General features: G+C 60.6%; 17 protein-coding genes. 5 read left to right on the forward strand and 12 right to left on the reverse strand.

The genetic code is table 11. The annotated features are described in order from the left end of the window. Window positions 1–750 carry an electron transfer flavoprotein subunit beta/FixA family protein gene (locus DTP52_RS16715; RefSeq protein WP_003179445.1) on the reverse strand — a complete coding sequence of 250 codons (750 nt, stop codon included), beginning with the start codon at window positions 748–750 and terminating at the stop codon, window positions 1–3. 545 nt (window positions 751–1295) lie between these two features. Between DTP52_RS16715 and DTP52_RS16720 the strand changes: the two genes are divergently transcribed. Further along, window positions 1296–2960, forward strand: coding sequence for an electron transfer flavoprotein-ubiquinone oxidoreductase (locus DTP52_RS16720; protein ID WP_109754362.1), 1665 nt, complete (start codon window positions 1296–1298; stop codon window positions 2958–2960). 184 nt (window positions 2961–3144) lie between these two features. On the opposite strand, the gene DTP52_RS16730 is transcribed toward DTP52_RS16720, so the two are convergent. Beyond that, complete coding sequence (locus DTP52_RS16730) at window positions 3145–4035, reverse strand: AraC family transcriptional regulator (protein ID WP_109754527.1); 891 nt, start codon at window positions 4033–4035, stop codon at window positions 3145–3147. A 179-nt stretch (window positions 4036–4214) separates the two neighbouring features. On the opposite strand from DTP52_RS16730, the gene DTP52_RS16735 reads away from it, so the two are divergent. Continuing rightward, on the forward strand, window positions 4215–5267 hold the full coding sequence (locus DTP52_RS16735; RefSeq protein ID WP_109754364.1) for an NAD(P)-dependent alcohol dehydrogenase: 1053 nt from the start codon (window positions 4215–4217) through the stop codon (window positions 5265–5267). A 6-nt stretch (window positions 5268–5273) separates the two neighbouring features. Here the strand turns inward: DTP52_RS16735 and DTP52_RS16740 are convergent, their stop codons facing one another. From DTP52_RS16740 to DTP52_RS16760, 5 genes are all read right to left on the reverse strand, one after another. Continuing rightward, window positions 5274–6077 (reverse strand): IclR family transcriptional regulator, encoded by an 804-nt coding sequence (locus DTP52_RS16740; RefSeq protein WP_013693986.1) that lies wholly within the window; start codon window positions 6075–6077, stop codon window positions 5274–5276. Window positions 6078–6136: 59 nt separating this feature from the next. Further along, a complete protein-coding gene (locus DTP52_RS16745; RefSeq protein WP_109754365.1) occupies window positions 6137–7447 on the reverse strand; it encodes an MFS transporter in 1311 nt (436 codons plus the stop codon). Between the two features lie 187 nt (window positions 7448–7634). Continuing rightward, on the reverse strand, window positions 7635–8783 hold the full coding sequence (dgoD, locus tag DTP52_RS16750; protein ID WP_003179439.1) for a galactonate dehydratase: 1149 nt from the start codon (window positions 8781–8783) through the stop codon (window positions 7635–7637). A 49-nt stretch (window positions 8784–8832) separates the two neighbouring features. After that, window positions 8833–9453 carry a 2-dehydro-3-deoxy-6-phosphogalactonate aldolase gene (locus DTP52_RS16755; RefSeq protein WP_047228220.1) on the reverse strand — a complete coding sequence of 207 codons (621 nt, stop codon included), beginning with the start codon at window positions 9451–9453 and terminating at the stop codon, window positions 8833–8835. Window positions 9454–9472: 19 nt separating this feature from the next. Further along, window positions 9473–10456: a 2-dehydro-3-deoxygalactonokinase gene (locus tag DTP52_RS16760; RefSeq protein ID WP_109754366.1), complete on the reverse strand. Its 984-nt coding sequence runs from the start codon at window positions 10454–10456 to the stop codon at window positions 9473–9475. Between the two features lie 188 nt (window positions 10457–10644). Here DTP52_RS16760 and DTP52_RS16765 point away from each other — a divergent pair, with 188 nt between their 5' ends. Then, window positions 10645–11277: a glutathione S-transferase family protein gene (locus tag DTP52_RS16765; protein WP_109754367.1), complete on the forward strand. Its 633-nt coding sequence runs from the start codon at window positions 10645–10647 to the stop codon at window positions 11275–11277. Between the two features lie 5 nt (window positions 11278–11282). Here the strand turns inward: DTP52_RS16765 and DTP52_RS16770 are convergent, their stop codons facing one another. After that, window positions 11283–11765 (reverse strand): GNAT family N-acetyltransferase, encoded by a 483-nt coding sequence (locus tag DTP52_RS16770; RefSeq protein ID WP_109754368.1) that lies wholly within the window; start codon window positions 11763–11765, stop codon window positions 11283–11285. Window positions 11766–11949: 184 nt separating this feature from the next. On the opposite strand from DTP52_RS16770, the gene DTP52_RS16775 reads away from it, so the two are divergent. Beyond that, window positions 11950–12291 carry a hypothetical protein gene (locus DTP52_RS16775; RefSeq protein ID WP_109754369.1) on the forward strand — a complete coding sequence of 114 codons (342 nt, stop codon included), beginning with the start codon at window positions 11950–11952 and terminating at the stop codon, window positions 12289–12291. A gap of 32 nt (window positions 12292–12323) precedes the next feature. Beyond that, complete coding sequence (locus DTP52_RS16780; protein WP_109754370.1) at window positions 12324–12704, forward strand: Rho termination factor N-terminal domain-containing protein; 381 nt, start codon at window positions 12324–12326, stop codon at window positions 12702–12704. A gap of 668 nt (window positions 12705–13372) precedes the next feature. Here DTP52_RS16780 and araH read toward each other — a convergent pair. The 4 genes from araH to DTP52_RS16800 form a co-directional block, all read right to left on the reverse strand. Continuing rightward, window positions 13373–14341 (reverse strand): L-arabinose ABC transporter permease AraH, encoded by a 969-nt coding sequence (araH, locus tag DTP52_RS16785; RefSeq protein WP_003204223.1) that lies wholly within the window; start codon window positions 14339–14341, stop codon window positions 13373–13375. Between the two features lie 10 nt (window positions 14342–14351). Then, window positions 14352–15896, reverse strand: coding sequence for an L-arabinose ABC transporter ATP-binding protein AraG (gene araG / locus DTP52_RS16790; protein WP_109754371.1), 1545 nt, complete (start codon window positions 15894–15896; stop codon window positions 14352–14354). A gap of 76 nt (window positions 15897–15972) precedes the next feature. Then, complete coding sequence (locus DTP52_RS16795; protein WP_109754372.1) at window positions 15973–16977, reverse strand: substrate-binding domain-containing protein; 1005 nt, start codon at window positions 16975–16977, stop codon at window positions 15973–15975. Between the two features lie 175 nt (window positions 16978–17152). Continuing rightward, complete coding sequence (locus DTP52_RS16800; protein WP_024616941.1) at window positions 17153–17971, reverse strand: SDR family oxidoreductase; 819 nt, start codon at window positions 17969–17971, stop codon at window positions 17153–17155. Between the last annotated feature and the right edge of the window lie 5 nt (window positions 17972–17976).

The raw sequence follows: 17976 nt of genomic DNA on the forward strand, positions 1-17976 counted from the left end.
TCAGATTACCTTCGCTTCGTTTTTCAGTTTCTCGACCAGTTCAGCCACCGACTTGACCTTGATGCCCGCGCTGCGTGCAGCCGGCGCTTCGACTTTTACGGTCTTGTTGGTGGAGGCGGTGGAAACGCCCAAAGCGTCAGGAGTCAGCACTTCAAGCGGCTTCTTCTTGGCTTTCATGATGTTTGGCAGCGACGCATAGCGCGGCTCGTTCAAACGCAGGTCGGTGGTGACGATGGCAGGCAGTTTCAGGGAAACGGTCTGTGCGCCGCCGTCGATTTCGCGGGTCACGGCAACGCTGTCGCCGGACACTTCGACTTTCGAAGCGAAGGTGCCCTGACCGTAGCCGCTCAATGCAGCGAGCATCTGGCCGGTCTGGTTGTTGTCGCTGTCGATGGCTTGTTTTCCGAGGATCACCAGCGATGGCTGTTCCTTGTCGACAACGGCCTTGAGCAGCTTGGCCACGGCCAGGGAAGTCAGGTCTTCGGCGGATTCGACGAGGATGGCGCGATCGGCACCCAGTGCCAGCGCGGTGCGCAGTTGTTCCTGGGCAGTGGTCGGGCCGATGGAGACGACGACGATCTCAGTCGCCACGCCTTTTTCTTTCAGGCGTACGGCTTCTTCTACGGCGATTTCGCAGAAAGGGTTCATCGACATCTTGACGTTGGCGAGGTCGACGCCGGAGTTGTCCGCCTTGACGCGAACCTTGACGTTATAGTCGACCACTCGTTTGACAGCTACAAGAACCTTCATGGATTCCTCGTTACTCTCCGGTGAAAAAAAGTCGCCTAGGCGAACCTGGCGGTTGATGCTCATGGGCGCAAGGGCACCTCTAAAAACGCCGGCATGAACCACACATGACCCTGCTCACGGGAGTGAAGACCATTCGTCAGTGATGACTGATGAGTCATTCATTATCGCGGCGTGTAAACTGCGCGTCAGAACCGCGCAATACGTCACTTTGTGCTGCCTTCGCCCTGTCTTTAGAGGTGCTCTTGGAACCAACAGTCAGCCTACGGCGAGCGCAAAACCGCCCGTATCTTGACCGGAACGCCTATTCCGGTCAATACGGCAAAATGGTCAGTCATAAGCCGTACGTCAGTGATTTATCTGGGCTGCGGCAATTTCAAACAAACGTTTGTATTGGACCCTGAGAGTGGTGTAGATATAATGCGCCGCTTAAGAGAGACCCGCGTCTCATCCATTGTCGCTTTCGTCGCTTTTCGCGAAGGAAACAACGGATGCAACGCCAAACCTCCAATTAGAAAAACTGTGAGCCTTGAGTAGGAGATAGCCCTGTGGAACGCGAATACATGGAATTCGACGTGGTCATCGTCGGCGCCGGCCCCGCTGGCCTGTCTGCCGCTTGCCGACTGAAACAGAAGGCCGCCGAAGCCGGTAAGGAAATCAGCGTCTGCGTGGTCGAAAAAGGCTCCGAAGTCGGTGCGCACATCCTCTCCGGTGCGGTGTTCGAACCCCGCGCTCTGAACGAACTGTTCCCGGACTGGAAAGAACTCGGCGCGCCGCTGAATACACCGGTCAAGCGTGATGACATTTATGTCCTGAAAAACGCCGAGTCCGCGCAGAAAATCCCTGACTTTTTTGTGCCCAAGACCATGCACAACGAAGGCAACTATATTATTTCCCTGGGCAACCTGTGCCGCTGGCTGGCCCAGCAGGCCGAGAACCTGGGCGTGGAAATCTACCCGGGCTTCGCCGCCCAGGAAGCGCTGTTCGACGAAAACGGCGTGGTGCGCGGGATCATCACTGGCGACCTGGGTGTCGACCGTGAAGGCCAGCCAAAGGAAGGCCTCTACACCCCTGGCATGGAACTGCGCGGCAAGTACACGCTGTTCGCCGAAGGCTGCCGAGGCCATATTGGCAAGCAACTGATCAAGCGTTTCAACCTCGACAGCGATGCCGACGCCCAGCACTACGGCATCGGTCTCAAGGAAATCTGGGAAATCGACCCGGCCAAGCATCAACCGGGGCTGGTGGTGCATACCGCCGGCTGGCCGCTGGATATCATGGGCACCGAAAACACCGGCGGTTCATTCCTCTATCACCTGGAAAATAATCAGGTGGTGGTCGGCCTGATCGTCGACCTGTCCTACAGCAACACCTTCCTGTCGCCATTCGACGAATTCCAGCGCCTCAAGCATCACCCAGTGCTCAAGCAGTACCTGGAAGGTGGCAAGCGCGTCAGCTACGGTGCTCGCGCCATTTGCAAGGGCGGCCTGAACTCGCTGCCGAAAATGGTCTTCAAGGGCGGCGCGCTGATCGGTTGCGATCTCGGCACCCTGAACTTCGCCAAGATCAAGGGCAGCCACACCGCCATGAAGTCCGGCATGCTCGCCGCCGACGCCGTGGCCGATCGCCTGTTTGCCGAGTCCGAAGGCGGTGATGAACTGACCGCCTACGTCGACAGCTTCAAGAACAGCTGGCTGTATGAAGAACTGTTCGCCAGCCGCAACTTCGGCCCGGCGATTCACAAGTACGGCGCGATCATCGGCGGTGGCTTCAACTGGCTCGACCAGAACATCTTCGGCGGCAAGCTGCCGTTCACCCTGCACGATACCAAGCCCGACTATGCCTGCCTCAAGCTGGCGGCCGATTGCAAGAAGATCGACTACCCGAAACCGGACGGCAAAATCAGCTTCGACAAACTCAGCTCGGTGTTCATTTCCGGTACCAACCACGAAGAAGAACAGCCCTGCCACCTGAAGCTGACCGATCCGAGCATTCCGATCAGCAAGAACCTGCCGCTGTACGACGAACCGGCACAGCGCTACTGCCCGGCCGGCGTGTATGAAGTGGTGACCAAGGAAGACGGCGAGAAGCGCTTCCAGATCAACGCCCAGAACTGCGTTCACTGCAAGACCTGTGACATCAAGGACCCTGCGCAGAACATCACCTGGGTTTCCCCGGAAGGCGCTGGCGGGCCGACTTACCCGAACATGTAAGCCGATTCGCTGAACATCAAGGCTCCCGCAATGGGGGCCTTTTTGTTGCCTGCTATTCCGACGACCACACCGAACCAATGTGGGAGCGAGCCTGCTCGCGATAGCGTTTTTCCATTCAACACAGATGTCGACCGATACACCGCTATCGCGAGCAGGCTCGCTCCCACAAGGGAACATCACAGGCTCAAGCTGCGCGCTCTTCCCCGGGGTTGCGTTCGAAGTAGCGCTTGTACTCCCGACTGAACTGCGACGGGCTCTGATACCCCACCTGATGCGCCACCTGGGCCACGCCCATGCCTTCGAGGAGCAGCAGCCGCTGGGCCTTGAGCAGGCGCAAGCGCTTGAGGTACTGCACCGGCGAGAGCAAGGTGCTGCGCTTGAAATGCTCATGGAAGGTTGAAGCGCTCATGTTCGCGCAACTGGCCAGTGTCTCGACGTTCAATGGCTCGGTGAAGTGCGCATGCAAATGGCTCAAGGCCACGGCAATCCGAGCGAACTGGCCTTGCTGCTCCACCAGCGCCCGCAGCACATCGGCCTGGGGCCCGCGCAACGCGACGAACAGCAACTCCCGCAGCCGCGCCTGGCCCATGACCTGGCACTCCAACGGATCGTGCAAACAGCGCAACAAACGTTCGACACACCCACGCATGGCGTCATCAAGCACGGCGCAGGTCATCGATTCCGGCGTCTGCGGCGCCAGGTTCCGACCCGGTACCAGCCCCATGGCCAGCACCAGTTCCCCCAGCATCGCCCGATCGATCGCAACGGAAACCCCAAGCAGTGGAGCATTGGGCATGGCGTAGGTTTCGCATTCGAACGGCACCGGCAAGGCCTGGATCAGATAATGCCCGGCGCCATATTCCAGCGTGCGAGGCCCCAGGTACGCCAGTTTGCTACCCTGGGCAATGATCACCAGACTCGGTTCGTAGAGCTGCGGGCCACGGGCGACGTCCTGACTGGCCCGAAGCACATGTACGCCGGGCAGTGGCGTCGGGACGAAACCGTCGCGGGTCGCCAAGGGTTCTATCAATGAAACCAGCGTAGCGTTGGCATCGAGATGGCGGGTCAACAACATGGACGAAAACTTCACGAAAAAAGGGATGAAACCATCATCGCAGGTCTGGCGCCACATAGGATCAAATCCTGGCCAAGACCGGAGGATTAGGCATGACAGGCGGAGGAATCGCCATCGCCGCACACCGACAGGACTCCCAGAATGAACCCCTCACCGTTCACTGCTTAGCGAGGTCCATCATGTACACAGCCATCGGATATGCCGCCCAGTCGGCCACCACTCCCCTCGCCCCCATGAAATTCGAACGCCGCAGCCCGCGAGCCGACGATGTGGCGATCGACATTCTCTACTGCGGCGTCTGCCATTCCGACATCCATCAGGCCCGCAATGAATGGGGCATCGCCGTTTATCCGCTGATGCCCGGCCATGAGATTGTAGGAAAAGTCACCGCCGTCGGTGCGAATGTCACCCGTTATAAGGTCGGCGACCTGGTGGGCGTTGGCTGCATGGTCGACTCCTGCCGCGAGTGCGAAGCCTGTCGCGCTGACCTGGAGCAATACTGCTACCAGGGCATGACACAGACCTACGCCAGCCCGGACCGTATCAGCGGCGGCCACACAATGGGCGGTTACTCCAACAGCATCGTGGTCAGCGAGCACTTCGTGCTGCGTATTCCGGAAACCCTCGACCCGGCCGGCGCCGCGCCGATTCTCTGTGCAGGCATTACCACTTACTCGCCCCTCAAGCACTATGGCGTGAAGGCTGGCGACAAGGTTGGCGTGCTGGGCATGGGTGGGCTCGGGCACATGGGCATCAAGTTCGCCAAGGCCATGGGCGCGGAAGTGACGTTGTTCACCCGCTCGGCGAGCAAGGCTGAAGAAGCCCGTCGCCAAGGTGCGGACCACGTGATCGTGTCTACCGACGCCGAGCAGATGGCCGCTGCCGCCGGACGTTTCAACTTCCTGCTGGACACCATTCCGGTGCAGCACGACCTCAATCCCTACCTCGACACCTTGCGTTTCGACGGCGTGCATATCCTGGTAGGTCTGGTCGAGCCGATTGATCCGCCGGTGCATGCCGCAAAACTGATCATGGGTCGTCGAGTCCTGGCTGGCTCGTTGATCGGCGGTATCGCAGAGACTCAGGAAGTGTTGGATTTCTGTGCCGAACACAACATCAGCTGCGACATTGAAATGCTCGACATTCGCCAGATCAACGAGGCCTACAGCCGCATGATCGCTGGGGACGTGAAGTACCGCTTCGTCATCGACATGGCGACCCTCAAGGCCTGACGTTCGTCAGACCTTGGCACCCAGCTCCGCCGATAGCCGGGCTGTAACCCCTTTGACCAGGGGAATCAGCTCGGCCATTTTTTCCAGCGGCATGTACGGCACGGTGCTGGCGATGCTGATACCGGCGACAATGCGCTTGCCAGCGTCGCGAATCGGCGCCGCCACGCAACGAATCGACGGTTCGTTATCCTCCAGATCGAAGGCATAACCTCCCGCCACGTACTCCACCATCCGTTGCTGGAACTGTTCCCAGGATTGCTCCTGATGCTGGGGCCAGAACTGATTCTTCCCGCCGGCCGGCAGGCTGATTTCGTACAGCCTTTTCCATTGTTCTTGCGAGTCATCGAGCATCAGCGCCTTGCCAATCCCGGTGCGCGCCAAAGGCATGCGATGGCCCACGCGCGAGCGCATCTCCGGGCCGTTGCGCCCCGGATTTTTCAGCAGGTACAAGACTTCGTCGCCCTCGCGAATCGCCAGGTGAACGGTGTCGCCGGTAAGAGCCGACAACTCATCCAGATACGGCCCGGCCAGGCTCACCAGTGGCAGTTCTTCCCGGGCCTGGAAACCCAGTTCGATCAGCTTCGGCCCCAGCAGGTAACCCACTTGCGGCACCACGCGCAGGTAACGTTCGTCCACCAGGCAACTGGCCAGGCGATGGGTGGTGCTGCGGGTGGTGCCGATCAGCCGGGCGATTTCCTTCAAGTCACGGGCGCCGCTGGCGACCGCCTGAACCACACCCAGGCCACGCAGCAATGTCTGCGTGCCTGTAGGCGCGGCGTCCTTGGTGATTTTTGGATCGTCTTGCTGCATATCCGGCCTTCAACAGTGAGCGGGGAACGGGCGGCATTATGGTCGCCCGCCCCGTCGGACTACAACTCGATGCGCTCGACCTTCCCCACCAGCAAGATGTAGGACAGCGCCCCCACCAATGCCAGCACGGAGATATAGGTGATGGCCGGGGCAAACGAATCGCCGCTGGCAAGGAAGCCAATGACGATAGGCGTGGCGATGGCCGCCAGGTTACCGATGAAGTTGAACACCCCACCGGTCAACCCGAGCAGTCGCGCCGGCGCCAGTGTCGAGACCAGCGACCAGGTGATCGACGCCAGGCCGTTGCCGAAGAACGCCAGGGCCAGGAAGGCGATGACCAGCGGCGTCGACTCGACAAAGTTGGCGCCGATGATCGATGTGGAGATCAGTAATCCGCCAATGATCGGCAGCTTGCGCGCGAACCCCACGCTGCTGCCACGACGAATCAGCCAGTCGGAAAAGAACCCGGAACACAGCACGCCGACAAACGCCGCGAGAAATGGCAGCGATGCCAACAGGCCGGACTTGATGAAATCCATGCCGCGATATTTCACCAGGTAGGTCGGGAACCAGGTCAGGAAAAACCACAGTGTGGAGTTGAGGCAGAACTGCCCCAGGTAAATGCCCCACAACTTGCGTTGGGTCAGGACAATACCCAGGTCGGTCCAGCTGAATTTCGCCTTGGCCTTGGCGGTATCGGCCTGGATATCCACCAACCCACCGCCTTCGCGGATCAGTTCGATTTCAGCGGCGTTGGCGCCTTTGAAATCCCGTGGCTCGCGATACACCGCGTACCAGATCGCCGCCCAGATAATGCCCACCGCGCCCGTGGCGACAAACACCATGTGCCAGCCGAAGGCGTGTTGCAACCAGGCCAACACCGGCGTCAGGAAAGCCAATCCGACGAACTGCCCGGAGGTGTAGAAACCGATGGCCGTGGCCCGCTCACGTTCAGGGAACCAGGTAGTGACCACGCGGCTGTTGATCGGATAAGCCGGCGCTTCCAGAGCACCGACCGCCATGCGCAGCACGAACAGCGCGATGAAACTGGCGGCGAAGCCAAGCATCACCGTGGCCACCGACCACAACAGCAACGCCACGCTGTAAAGAATGCGCGGCGGTACCCGGTCCACCAGCCAGCCACCAGGGATCTGCATGGCCGCGTAGGTCCAGCCGAACGCCGAGAAAATCAGCCCGACGTGGATCGGGTCGATGCCCAGGTCACTGGTCAGTGCGGGCGCGGCAATCGAGAGGTTACTGCGGTCCAGGTAATTGATCACCACGGTGATGAACAGCAGGACCATGATGAAAAAACGCTTGCGGCTGGGCGTCACCAACGACGCTTGCGCGCTCAGGGTGTGCGCTTGCATGTGAGGTGCCTCTTTTTATGTTTATTGAGGAAACGGGCATACCGAGAAGGATCTCCCTGTCTACGGAGATCAACCTGTGGGAGCGAGCCTGCTCGCGATAGCAGTGGGTCAGTCACCCATAAGCCAATTGACACACCATCGCGAGCAGGCTCGCTCCCACAGGGGAACTGGGTGGATCAGGCGTGACTCACCACTCGGCAAAACTGCCATCGGCATGGCGCCAGATCGGGTTGCGCCAGCGATGGCCGATAGCCGCGCGTTCGATGACGTATTCCTCGTTGATCTCGATACCCAGGCCCGGGCCATTGGGGATTTTCACGAAGCCTTTGTCGTAGTCGAACACCTGTGGATCCTTGATGTAATCCAGCAGGTCGTTGCTCTCGTTGTAGTGGATGCCCAGGCTCTGCTCCTGGATGAACGCGTTGTAGCAGACCGCGTCCAGTTGCAGGCACGCCGCCAGGGCAATGGGGCCCAGCGGGCAGTGCAGGGCCAGCGCCACGTCGTAGGCCTCGGCCATGTTGGCGATCTTGCGGGTTTCGGTGATACCGCCGGCATGGGATGCATCCGGTTGGATGATGTCCACGTAGCCTTCGCTGAGGACTCGCTTGAAGTCCCAGCGCGAGAACAACCGCTCGCCCAGGGCAATCGGGGTGCTGGTCAGCGGCGCCAATTCCTTGAGGGCTTCGTAGTTTTCGCTGAGCACTGGCTCTTCGATGAACATCAGCTTGTAGGGATCGAGCTCCTTCATCAGCACCTTGGCCATCGGCTTGTGCACCCGACCGTGGAAGTCCACGCCAATGCCGACGTTCGGCCCCACCGCGTCCCGCACCGCCGCGACGTTGGCCAGGGCCAGGTCGACCTTTTCAAACGTGTCGAGAAATTGCAGCTCTTCGGTACCATTCATTTTCACCGCCGTGAAACCCCGCGCCACCGCCTCTTTCGCCGCGCGAGCGGTGTCCGCCGGTCGGTCGCCGCCGATCCACGAATACACGCGGATCTTGTCGCGCACCTGGCCACCGAGCAAATCGCTGACCGACACACCCAAGGCCTTGCCCTTGATGTCCCACAACGCTTGGTCGATACCGGCCAGGGCACTCATGTGGATCGCCCCACCGCGGTAGAAGCCGCCGCGATACAGTACGGTCCAGATGTCTTCAATGTTGCGTGGGTCTTTGCCGATCAAGTAGTCAGACAGTTCTTCGACGGCCGCCGCCACCGTGTGGGCACGGCCTTCAACTACGGGCTCGCCCCAACCGGTCACGCCCTCGTCGGTTTCGACCTTGAGGAAGCACCAGCGCGGCGGAACGATAAACGTGGTCAGTTTGGTGATTTTCATCTTGTTGTCTCTCTTGTCAGATGCAGCGCCCGGGGCGCTGGAAAAGTCTTCAGTTCAAGGCATTCCACGCGGCCACGTAGGCCTTGGCGCGCACCGCCACCTCATCTGCCGTCAGGCCTGGCTTGAACAGCCCGGAGCCGAGGCCAAAGCCCTTGACGCCGGCCTCGACGAACACCGCCATGTTGTCCGGCGTGATCCCGCCCACCGGCACCAGCACGGTCCCGGCCGGCAGTACCGCGAGCCAGGCCTTGACCACCGCCGGGCCCATTTGCTCGGCGGGGAACATCTTCAGTACATGGGCGCCTTCGGCCAGCGCGGCAAAGGCTTCGGTGGGCGTGGCGACACCTGGCGACAGGTATAAGCCCGCCGCTTTCGCCGCACGCAGCACCTTCGGATCGCTGTGGGGCATGACGATCACTTGTCCGCCAGCGGCTTTCACCTGCTCGACCTGTTCCGGCGTCAGCACGGTGCCGGCACCGATCAGGCAATCGGCGGGCAAGGTACTGCGCAGGATGCGGATACTTTCGTACGGCTCGGGGGAATTGAGCGGTACTTCGATGACGCGAAATCCGGCGCCGTACAGGACTTCACCGATGGCCGCCGCCTCTTCGGGACGCAGACCACGCAGGATCGCGATCAGCCCGTTGTGCGCCAGTGCTTGTGTGAGCATGTCAGACCTCCAGTCAGGTTTAACGCGATGCGGTGGAATCGAGCAGCCCGGCCGCCACGGCCAGTTGCCACAAACCACGTTCGGTGGCCTGTTCGGCCAGGGTCACCCGGGCGAAACCGCAGGCGTCGAGAGCCCGTTGATAACGGGCGCAGAGTTGGGAATTGCCGATCAACACCACGGCGGGCAAGTGGATGCTGTCGCGTCGCCGACGCTGCACGGTAGCCAGCGCCGTCAGTTCATGGCCGATCAACAGGCCAGAGAGATAGTCCGCCTGGGCGCTGGCAGCGAGTTCGCCGGTCAAGCCCAGGCTGCGGGCGCTGAACACGGTGGACAACGGACCGATCTGGCCGTCAACCGACAACGCCACCTGCACGCCGCGATCGAAGGCCTGGCCGTCGAGCGTCGCGCCGCGCTGCTGGGTACGGCCGAGAATGCTGTGGTCACTGAGCACGGCGAAGATCTCGCCGGTCATGAAGGTGTCGAAATGCACGATGCAACCATCGGCCACTTCCACCCATTTCGAGTGGCTGCCGGGCAGGCCGATCAGCACCGCTCCGTCCGGCAGGTTATGCAAGGCGCCGAGCACCTGAGTCTCTTCGCCGCGCATGACGTTGGGCAGCCGTGAACGCTGGATCACGCCGGGTACGATGTGCACATCGACACCGCGAAGACTACGAACGGTTTGTAGGGAATGTCCGAGATTGGCGACGTTGGCGGGCGTGTCGCAGTAGGGTGCTTCGCGCCAGCCCTGGGCGCTGCCGACCATACCGCAGGCTATGACAGGCAGGCCCGGCTGAGCATTGAGCCAATCGCCACAGGCCTCATCAAAGGCCAATTCGAAGCCGTCGATGCACACCTGGCCAGCCAGGGTTCGTGGCCCGGAGGGCAACTGCATGATCCCCGATGACAGCGAGCGCTGTTCGAGCACCTCGCCCCCGGCGGCGAGTTTGTAAGCCCGTAATGAGGTGGTCCCCCAATCGAGCGCAATCAATTGCGCCTGCATCCGTTTCACCTGTTTTGTTTTTTGGCAGTGAGTGGGACGGACTATAAACCTGAGCGCAATAAAATCTCAATATATAAATATCACTCCCACATATTGGGATTTAGTACATCAACAACAAAGCCAATCGCCATCCGCCCAAGACCCTGCTACGTTTCTGCCCGGATGCCAAAAAACTCAGGGACAAAGTGATGGGACAACAGTTGAAAATCCTCGGCCGCACTTCTTCAATCAACGTCAGAAAAGTGCTGTGGACCTGTCAGGAACTGGAGATCGCCTTCGAGCGCGAAGACTGGGGCATCGGCTTTGCCTCGACCCAGGACCCGGCGTTCCTGGCCTTGAATCCCAATGCCCAGGTGCCGGTCATCATTGATGAGAATGGCGTGCTCTGGGAGTCCAATACCATTTGCCGTTACCTGGTGGGCAAACATGGGGCCGGCGACCTGCTGCCTGTCGAGCCTGCCGCCCGAGCACGCATCGAACAGTGGATGGATTGGCAGGCCACGGAACTCAACCCGTCATGGGGCTACGCCTTCCACGCCTTGGTGCGCAAGAATCCGGACTTCCAGGACCCGCAGCGCATCGCCGCTGGCATCAAAGGCTGGAACCAGAAGATGGGTTTGCTCGAACAGCAGTTGAACCGCACCGGCGCCTACGTGGCCGGTACGAAATTTTCCCTTGCGGATGTGCTCATCGGCCTGTCCGTCCACCGCTGGCGCCAGACGCCCATGGAGCGTCCTGACTACCCGGCCGTGGCCGCCTATTGCAAGCGGCTCGAACAACGGCCGGGGTTTGCCGAGTACGCTGGCGACGCGTACTCCTGAGACGCTCAATTGCCTTGGGCGAAATCCCGGAGCACCTTGCCGTCCATTCGGTAGCGCACCCACTCTTCCTGGGGTTGCGCGCCGAGGGATTTGTAGAAGTCGATGGCCGGGGTGTTCCAGTCCAGCACGCTCCACTCGAAGCGACCGCAGTCGTTGTCGCAGGCGATCTTCGCCAGGTGGCGCAACAGCGTCTTCCCTGCGCCGCCACCGCGCTGTTCAGGGGTGATGTACAAGTCTTCGAGGTACAGGCAGTTGCTGCCCAGCCAGGTGGAGTAACTGAAGAAAAACACCGCGAAACCGATCGGCACGCCATCACGCAGGCAGATCAGCCCGTGGGCGGTCGCGCCCTCGCTGAACAGGCTGCGCTCGATGTCGGCCACACTGGCGATGACTTCGTGGCGGGCCTTTTCGTAATCGGCCAACTCGGTGATGAAGGCAAGGATTTGAGGCGCATCGCTGGGTTGCGCAGGACGGATCTCGATGGACATGAACAGGCCTTGTAGCCAATTGAAAGCGCCATACTAAGCCGCCACGTGCCGCTCGTCACATATCGATCGATTTGATCGCGACACGAACCCACCTTCAAAAGCGCCATTCGTCGCGCCCCAGGCACCAACCCAAATCCAGTGCAGCCCAAGATCAGGCAAGCATTCTAAAAATGGAGGCGACACCATGATCACTTCAAGGCTGACTGCATTCACATTCGCCACGCTGCTGTCCTCGGTCGCTTTCGCGGCATCCACCGCTGGCACCGGGCCGACCGATCCGGTTCAACCACCCAACTCTCCCGCAACCGAAGGCATGCCCAAGTTGAATACCGACGGCACTGGGGACCTGAACAATGGCCAGCCTCCCGCCACTGGCACCGATCCGCGCGTACAGGGCAATGACATGGGACGCCAGGGTGGAATGAATACGCCTGACTCCACCACCCCCGACAACGCAGGGACCGGCGTGGGCTCGAAAACCACGACCGGAGGTTCGGGCTCCGAAGGTGGTGCCGCCAGCCAATAGCCTCTGCTTAGACATTTGAGGAGGAACATCCCATGCCTCGTGGAAGCAAAGACAAATACACCGCCGAGCAAAAGCGCAAGGCCGAACACATTGAAAAAAGTTACGAGAAAAAAGGTGTGTCCGAAAACGAAGCCGAGGCCCGAGCCTGGGCGACAGTGAACAAACAATCCGGTGGCGGCGAGCGTTCCGGTGGCTCGGGCAAGGACAAACCCGCGGCGGCCAAGAAAACCGATCGTAAGGAATCGGCCCGACGCGCCGCCAAGACCCGCGAAGGTCATCCACGCACCAGCAAAGCCTCCCATGGGACCCAGACCGTGGACAGCCTGATGAAGGAGGCCCGGGCGAAAAACATTCCCGGGCGTTCGAAGATGCGCAAGCAGGAGTTGGTCGAAGCATTGCGCAAGGCGGGGTGATGTTGGCGTCAGGGAGGACGCTATCGCGAGCAAGCTCGCTGCCACATGGGGTCCGCGTTGTGCCGAGGTTCTGGGCTCTGACACAAAGACCTGTGGGAGCGAGCCTGCTCGCAATGGCGGTGGGTCAGGTTAGAAGGTATTGAATGCACTGACGCCTCGCGAGCGGGCTCGCTCCCACATTGGATCTTCGGTGCGCCGGAATTTTGCGGCTGACACAAAACCTGTGGGAGCGGGCTTGCTCGCGATGGCGGTGGGCAGGTTAGAAGGTATTGAATGCACTGACGCCTCGCGAGCGGGCTCGCTCCCACATTGAATCTTCGGTGCGCCGGAATTTTGCGGCTGGCACAAAACCTGTGGGAGCGGGCTTGCTCGCGATGGCGGTGGGCAGGTTAGAAGGTATTGAATGCACTGACGCCTCGCGAGCGGGCTCGCTCCCACATTGAATCTTCGGTGCGCCGGAATTTTGCGGCTGGCACAAAACCTGTGGGAGCGAGCCTGCTCGCGATGGCGGTGGGTCAGGTTAGAAGGTGTTGTATGTACCGACGCCTCGCGAGCGGGCTCGCTCCCACATTGAATCTTCGGTGCGCCGGAATTTTGCGGCTGGCACAAAACCTGTGGGAGCGGGCTTGCTCGCGAGGCGGTAGATCACTCGCCAGCGATCTCTGGTTTCAGCGTTGTTTCAAGCGGTCAATCACCACCGCCAGCAACAGGATCGAGCCGCGGATAACGTATTGGTAGAAGGTGTCGATGTTCTTCAGGTTCATCGCGTTTTCAATGATCGCCAGAATCAGCACGCCCGCAATGACATGGCGAATCATGCCGATACCACCGCTCAACGACACCCCGCCCAGCACGCAGGCCGAGATCACGGTCAGCTCGAAGCCCTGGCCAATCATCGGCTGGCCCGAGGTCATGCGCGACGCCAGGATCACTCCGGCCAGGGCGCCGATCACGCCATGCACGGCGAAGATGATGATCTTGGTGCGATCAACGTTCACCCCTGCCAACAACGCCGCTTCCTGGTTGCCACCGATGGCCATGGTGTTGCGCCCATAGGTGGTGTAGTTCAGCAGCCAGCCGAAAAACAGGAAGCAGGCGATGGTGATCAGGATCGGCACCGGCACGCCGAACAATTGGCCGTTGCCGAATACGAAAAACGATTCCTGGGACACACCCACCGCTTTGCCGTTGGCGAAGATATAGGCCAGGCCCCGGACGATCTGCATGGTCGCCAGGGTGGTGATCAAGGCGTTGACCCGCAGCTTGGCGATGACGATGCCATTGATCAGGCCGACGATCAGCCCCATCACCAGCGCAGCGCTGACACCGAGGAATACGCTGTTGGTGTCGCGCATCACCACCGCCGCGACCACGCCGGCACAAGCAATCACCGAACCGACCGACAAATCGAAGTGCCCGGACGCCAGGCAATACAACATGGTGCAGGCGGCGATGCCGGTGGTGGAAATCGCCAGACCCAGGCCACGCATGTTCAGCGGCGACAGGAAGTTATCGATCATCAGGGTGCAGAGCACGAAGATGCCGATGGCCGCCAGCAGCATGACCCAGTCGTCCAGGAAACGGCGCAAGTCCAGGGGTTTGCGTGCCGTTGGCAGTGCATTGTTTTGAATGGTCATGATTTACCTCTCAGTTCGCCGCGTCGGCAACGCGTTGGCGCGGCAGCGCCAGTTGCAGCAGGTTGGATTCGTTGGCCTGGTCACGCGGCAGCTCGCCGCGCATGGCCCCTTCGCACAGGACCAGGATTCGGTCGGAAATGCCCATCACTTCCATCAGGTCGCTGGACACCACGATCACCGCGATGCCCTCGGCCGCCAGGTTGTGGATAATCTGGTAGATCTCCGCCTTGGCGCCGATGTCGATGCCACGGGTCGGTTCGTCCAGCAGCAGGACTTTCATCGGCATCGACAGCCAGCGACCGAGAATCGCCTTCTGCTGGTTGCCGCCGGACAGGTACATGATTTTCTGGCTAGCCGCCGGCGTCTTCACCTTCAGCGACTTGATCTGCTTGTCAGCGTTGCCCCGCTCCCAATCACCGCGCAACAGGCAGCCAAGGGCGGAATGAGCCGGGCGCGCACTGATGTTGATGTTCTCGCCCACGCTGCCCAACGGGATGATGCCTTCCTTCTTGCGATCTTCCGGGCAGAGCAGCACGCCCGCGGCGATGGCATCGCGGGGTGAACGCAGTTTCAGTTCCTTGCCGTGCAGCACGAGGCTTCCCTCGCGCTGACGCTCCAGGCCACTGAGCAAGCGCAACAGCTCGGTACGACCGGCGCCGACCAGACCGAACAAGCCGAGGATCTCGCCCTTGTGCACCTGGAAGCTCACCGGTTCGCGCAAGCCCGGCCCCAACAGGTTCTTCACTTGCAGCGCCACATCGCCGCGCTCCCGAGGACGGTAATCATAGATGTCCTGGATATCGCGGCCGACCATGCAGGTGACGAGTTGATCATGGGTCAACTCGCTCATGTTTTCGAAGGTGCGGACATAACGACCGTCCTTGAATACCGTCACCGCATTGCAGATACGGAACACCTCTTCCATGCGGTGGCTGACGTACAACACCACTTTGCCCTCGTCTCGCAGGCGGGCGATGATCGCCATCAAACGGTCGATTTCACGGGCCGACAGGCTACTGGTGGGTTCGTCGAAGGCAATGACGTGGGCGCCCCGGGACAAGGCCTTGGCGATCTCCACCAATTGGCGCTGGCCGAGGGACAGGCGACCGACTTTTTCCTGCGGGTCGATTTCGTCGGCCAGGCCCTTGAGCAGTGTCAGCGCCTGCTGGCGTAGCACACCACGGTTGACCAGGCCGAAACGTGCCGGCAAATGGCCGAGAAACAGGTTTTCCGCGACGGTCATTTCCGGCACCAGGTGCAGCTCCTGGTGAATCACCGCCACACCGCTGGCGATGCTGTCAGCGGTGCCCTTGAAGGCCATCGTCTGTTCGCCGATCTGCAGGTCACCGCTGCTCGGGATGTAGGCACCACCGAGGATCTTCAGCAACGTGGACTTGCCGGCGCCGTTTTCACCCATCAAGGCATGGACCTGCCCCGGATGGGCAACGAAACTGATATTGGCCAGCGCCTGCACGCCGGGAAAGGACTTGCCGATCCCGTTGAATCGCAAGCTGCCGCCGATGTTGTGTTGCCGTGTCGCTGTTTGCGCTTGCATAACCACCTCGAACTCACAGAGATCAAGCGATCCCGGTCACTCAGGTAACCGGGGTCGCTTTTGAATCAACCGACCGTCAATTCCACAGGCCGATCTTTTCCAGCTCCTGCTTGAAGTTCTCCCGGGTGATCAGCGTCACCTCGTCCATGGCGGTGTACTTCGGCGGTTCCTTGCCGGTGGTGATCCACTCGTACATCATTTCGGCGGTCTTGTAGCCTTCGATGTGCGGGCTTGGCAGCATCGAACCGAAGAAGCCGCTTTTCGGTTTTTTCAGCTCACCGATGGCGTCGGTACCGTTGATACCAATGCCGATCACGTTGTCGGCCTTGAAGCCGGCCGCTTCGGTGGCGCGTACGCCGCCCAGCACGGTGTTGTCGTTCATGCCGCCGATGATCAGATTTTTCGCGGCGCTTGGCAGCTTCACCAAGGCCGAGTTGGTGGAGTCCATGCTGCCGGGTACGTCGAGGGTCTTCAGCGCGGAATAAAGGATGTGGTCTGCCGGCATCCCGGCCTTCTTCAGGGCATCGACCGAACCGTCGGTGCGCTTCTTGCCGGTGTCCAGCTCGTTGAAGGTGTTGATCACCGCGTAGGTATCTTTCCAATCCCAGTTACGCTTTTTCGCTTCAGCAGCCATGGCGGCGCCCTGCTTCTGGCCCACTTCGAACGCGGCCATGCCCAGGTACGGCACGTCTTCCATGAACTTGCCGCTGGCGTCGACGAAGCGGTCGTCCACGGCAATCACCTTGAGATCGTTGAGCTTGGCCTTGGCCATGATGGCAGGGCCGAGGGACACGTCCGGCGGGCAGATCACAAAGCCCTTGGCGCCGTTGGCGGCCAGGCTGTCGATGGCCGAGAGGGTTTTCTCGCCGTCAGGCACGGCGATCTTGATCAATTCGAAGCCTTTGTCCTTGCTCGCCTTCTCGGCGAACGCCCATTCGGTCTGGAACCAAGGCTCCTCGGCCTGCTTGACCAGGAAACCGATTTTTACGGGATCAGCTGCCAGCAAGCTGCTGCTGAGGCTGACCGCGGTAACCGCCAGGGCGGCGCGACACAGGGAACGGATCCCACGACGATGATTCATAGCTGACTCCTTGTTTTTTTTATTGAAAGCCAAACGTCCAGGGTTCTGCTCCACCGTCGGTGGAAATGCGCAGGCTGGGCGGTTACATCAAGTTGCTACACAGCATAGGTCTAAATAGTCATATCGTATGATGATTGGATTACAGGCGAAGTTTCCGACTGCAATCCGGAAATATTCAGTCGTGATACATGACCGAACGTCCCCCATCGATGGTGATGCATGAGGCATTGATAAACGGTGCTTCGTCACTGGCCAGGAACACGGCTGTCATTGCCACTTCGATCGGTTGCCCGACGCGTCGTGGCGGGTGCAGGTCCAGCGCACGCTGACGTTCGGCATGGGGATCGGCGAAGCCGTTCCAGTAGTCGACGTTCAGTTGGGTTTCGATATACCCCGGGGCGATGGCGTTGACGCGTACCCCTTTGGGCGCGTATTCGATGCCCAGGGCGCGGGTCAGGCCGAGCAGGCCATGCTTGGCCACCGGGTACGGGAAACAGCCGGGAATGATGTGGGACGAATGGACCGAGGCAATATTGATGATGCTGCCCACGCCCTGCTCGATCATCTGTGGCAATACCGCCTTGCAGCCGTACCAGGCGCCATCCAGGTCGATGGCGAAGCAGCGACGCCAGTCTTCTTCGGTCATTTCCAGCGGGTCACGGAAGACATTGACGCCAGCGCAGTTGACCAACACATCGATGCGCCCGTGCAGCTCGACGGCGCGACGGGCCATGGCCTGCAAGTCCTGCGGCTTCGACACATCGGCCTGCAGCGCTTGCACATCGGCCCCGCGCTCCCGCCAATGAGCCGCCACCGCCTCGACCTTCTGCGCCTGGATATCACTGATCACCAGTCGAGCCTGTTGCGACGCGAACGCCGCGACGATGGCCTCGCCGATGCCTTGGGCGGCACCGGTCAACAACACGACCTTGTCTTTCAGGCGCTCACCCTTCGGTGGCTCCGGCACGGGTGGCAAGACCAAGGGCTCAGCCATGGTTC

Origin of the sequence: Pseudomonas sp. 43mfcvi1.1 (assembly GCF_900115935.1) — a bacterium.
In the GTDB taxonomy this organism is placed as follows: Bacteria; Pseudomonadota; Gammaproteobacteria; order Pseudomonadales; family Pseudomonadaceae; genus Aquipseudomonas; species Aquipseudomonas bijieensis.

Excerpts from the sequence above, each read along its gene's own strand:
- DTP52_RS16780 (WP_109754370.1), top strand. The coding sequence starts at position 12,324 with ATGCCTCGTGGAAGCAAAGACAAATACACCGCCGAGCAAAAGCGCAAG.
- araG (WP_109754371.1), bottom strand. The coding sequence starts at position 15,896 with ATGCAAGCGCAAACAGCGACACGGCAACACAACATCGGCGGCAGCTTG.
- DTP52_RS16715 (WP_003179445.1), bottom strand. The coding sequence starts at position 750 with ATGAAGGTTCTTGTAGCTGTCAAACGAGTGGTCGACTATAACGTCAAG.
- DTP52_RS16740 (WP_013693986.1), bottom strand. The coding sequence starts at position 6,077 with ATGCAGCAAGACGATCCAAAAATCACCAAGGACGCCGCGCCTACAGGC.
- DTP52_RS16760 (WP_109754366.1), bottom strand. The coding sequence starts at position 10,456 with ATGCAGGCGCAATTGATTGCGCTCGATTGGGGGACCACCTCATTACGG.
- dgoD (WP_003179439.1), bottom strand. The coding sequence starts at position 8,783 with ATGAAAATCACCAAACTGACCACGTTTATCGTTCCGCCGCGCTGGTGC.
- DTP52_RS16745 (WP_109754365.1), bottom strand. The coding sequence starts at position 7,447 with ATGCAAGCGCACACCCTGAGCGCGCAAGCGTCGTTGGTGACGCCCAGC.
- araH (WP_003204223.1), bottom strand. The coding sequence starts at position 14,341 with ATGACCATTCAAAACAATGCACTGCCAACGGCACGCAAACCCCTGGAC.
- DTP52_RS16795 (WP_109754372.1), bottom strand. The coding sequence starts at position 16,977 with ATGAATCATCGTCGTGGGATCCGTTCCCTGTGTCGCGCCGCCCTGGCG.
- DTP52_RS16730 (WP_109754527.1), bottom strand. The coding sequence starts at position 4,035 with ATGTTGTTGACCCGCCATCTCGATGCCAACGCTACGCTGGTTTCATTG.
- DTP52_RS16800 (WP_024616941.1), bottom strand. The coding sequence starts at position 17,971 with ATGGCTGAGCCCTTGGTCTTGCCACCCGTGCCGGAGCCACCGAAGGGT.
- DTP52_RS16735 (WP_109754364.1), top strand. The coding sequence starts at position 4,215 with ATGTACACAGCCATCGGATATGCCGCCCAGTCGGCCACCACTCCCCTC.
- DTP52_RS16765 (WP_109754367.1), top strand. The coding sequence starts at position 10,645 with ATGGGACAACAGTTGAAAATCCTCGGCCGCACTTCTTCAATCAACGTC.
- DTP52_RS16770 (WP_109754368.1), bottom strand. The coding sequence starts at position 11,765 with ATGTCCATCGAGATCCGTCCTGCGCAACCCAGCGATGCGCCTCAAATC.
- DTP52_RS16775 (WP_109754369.1), top strand. The coding sequence starts at position 11,950 with ATGATCACTTCAAGGCTGACTGCATTCACATTCGCCACGCTGCTGTCC.
- DTP52_RS16755 (WP_047228220.1), bottom strand. The coding sequence starts at position 9,453 with ATGCTCACACAAGCACTGGCGCACAACGGGCTGATCGCGATCCTGCGT.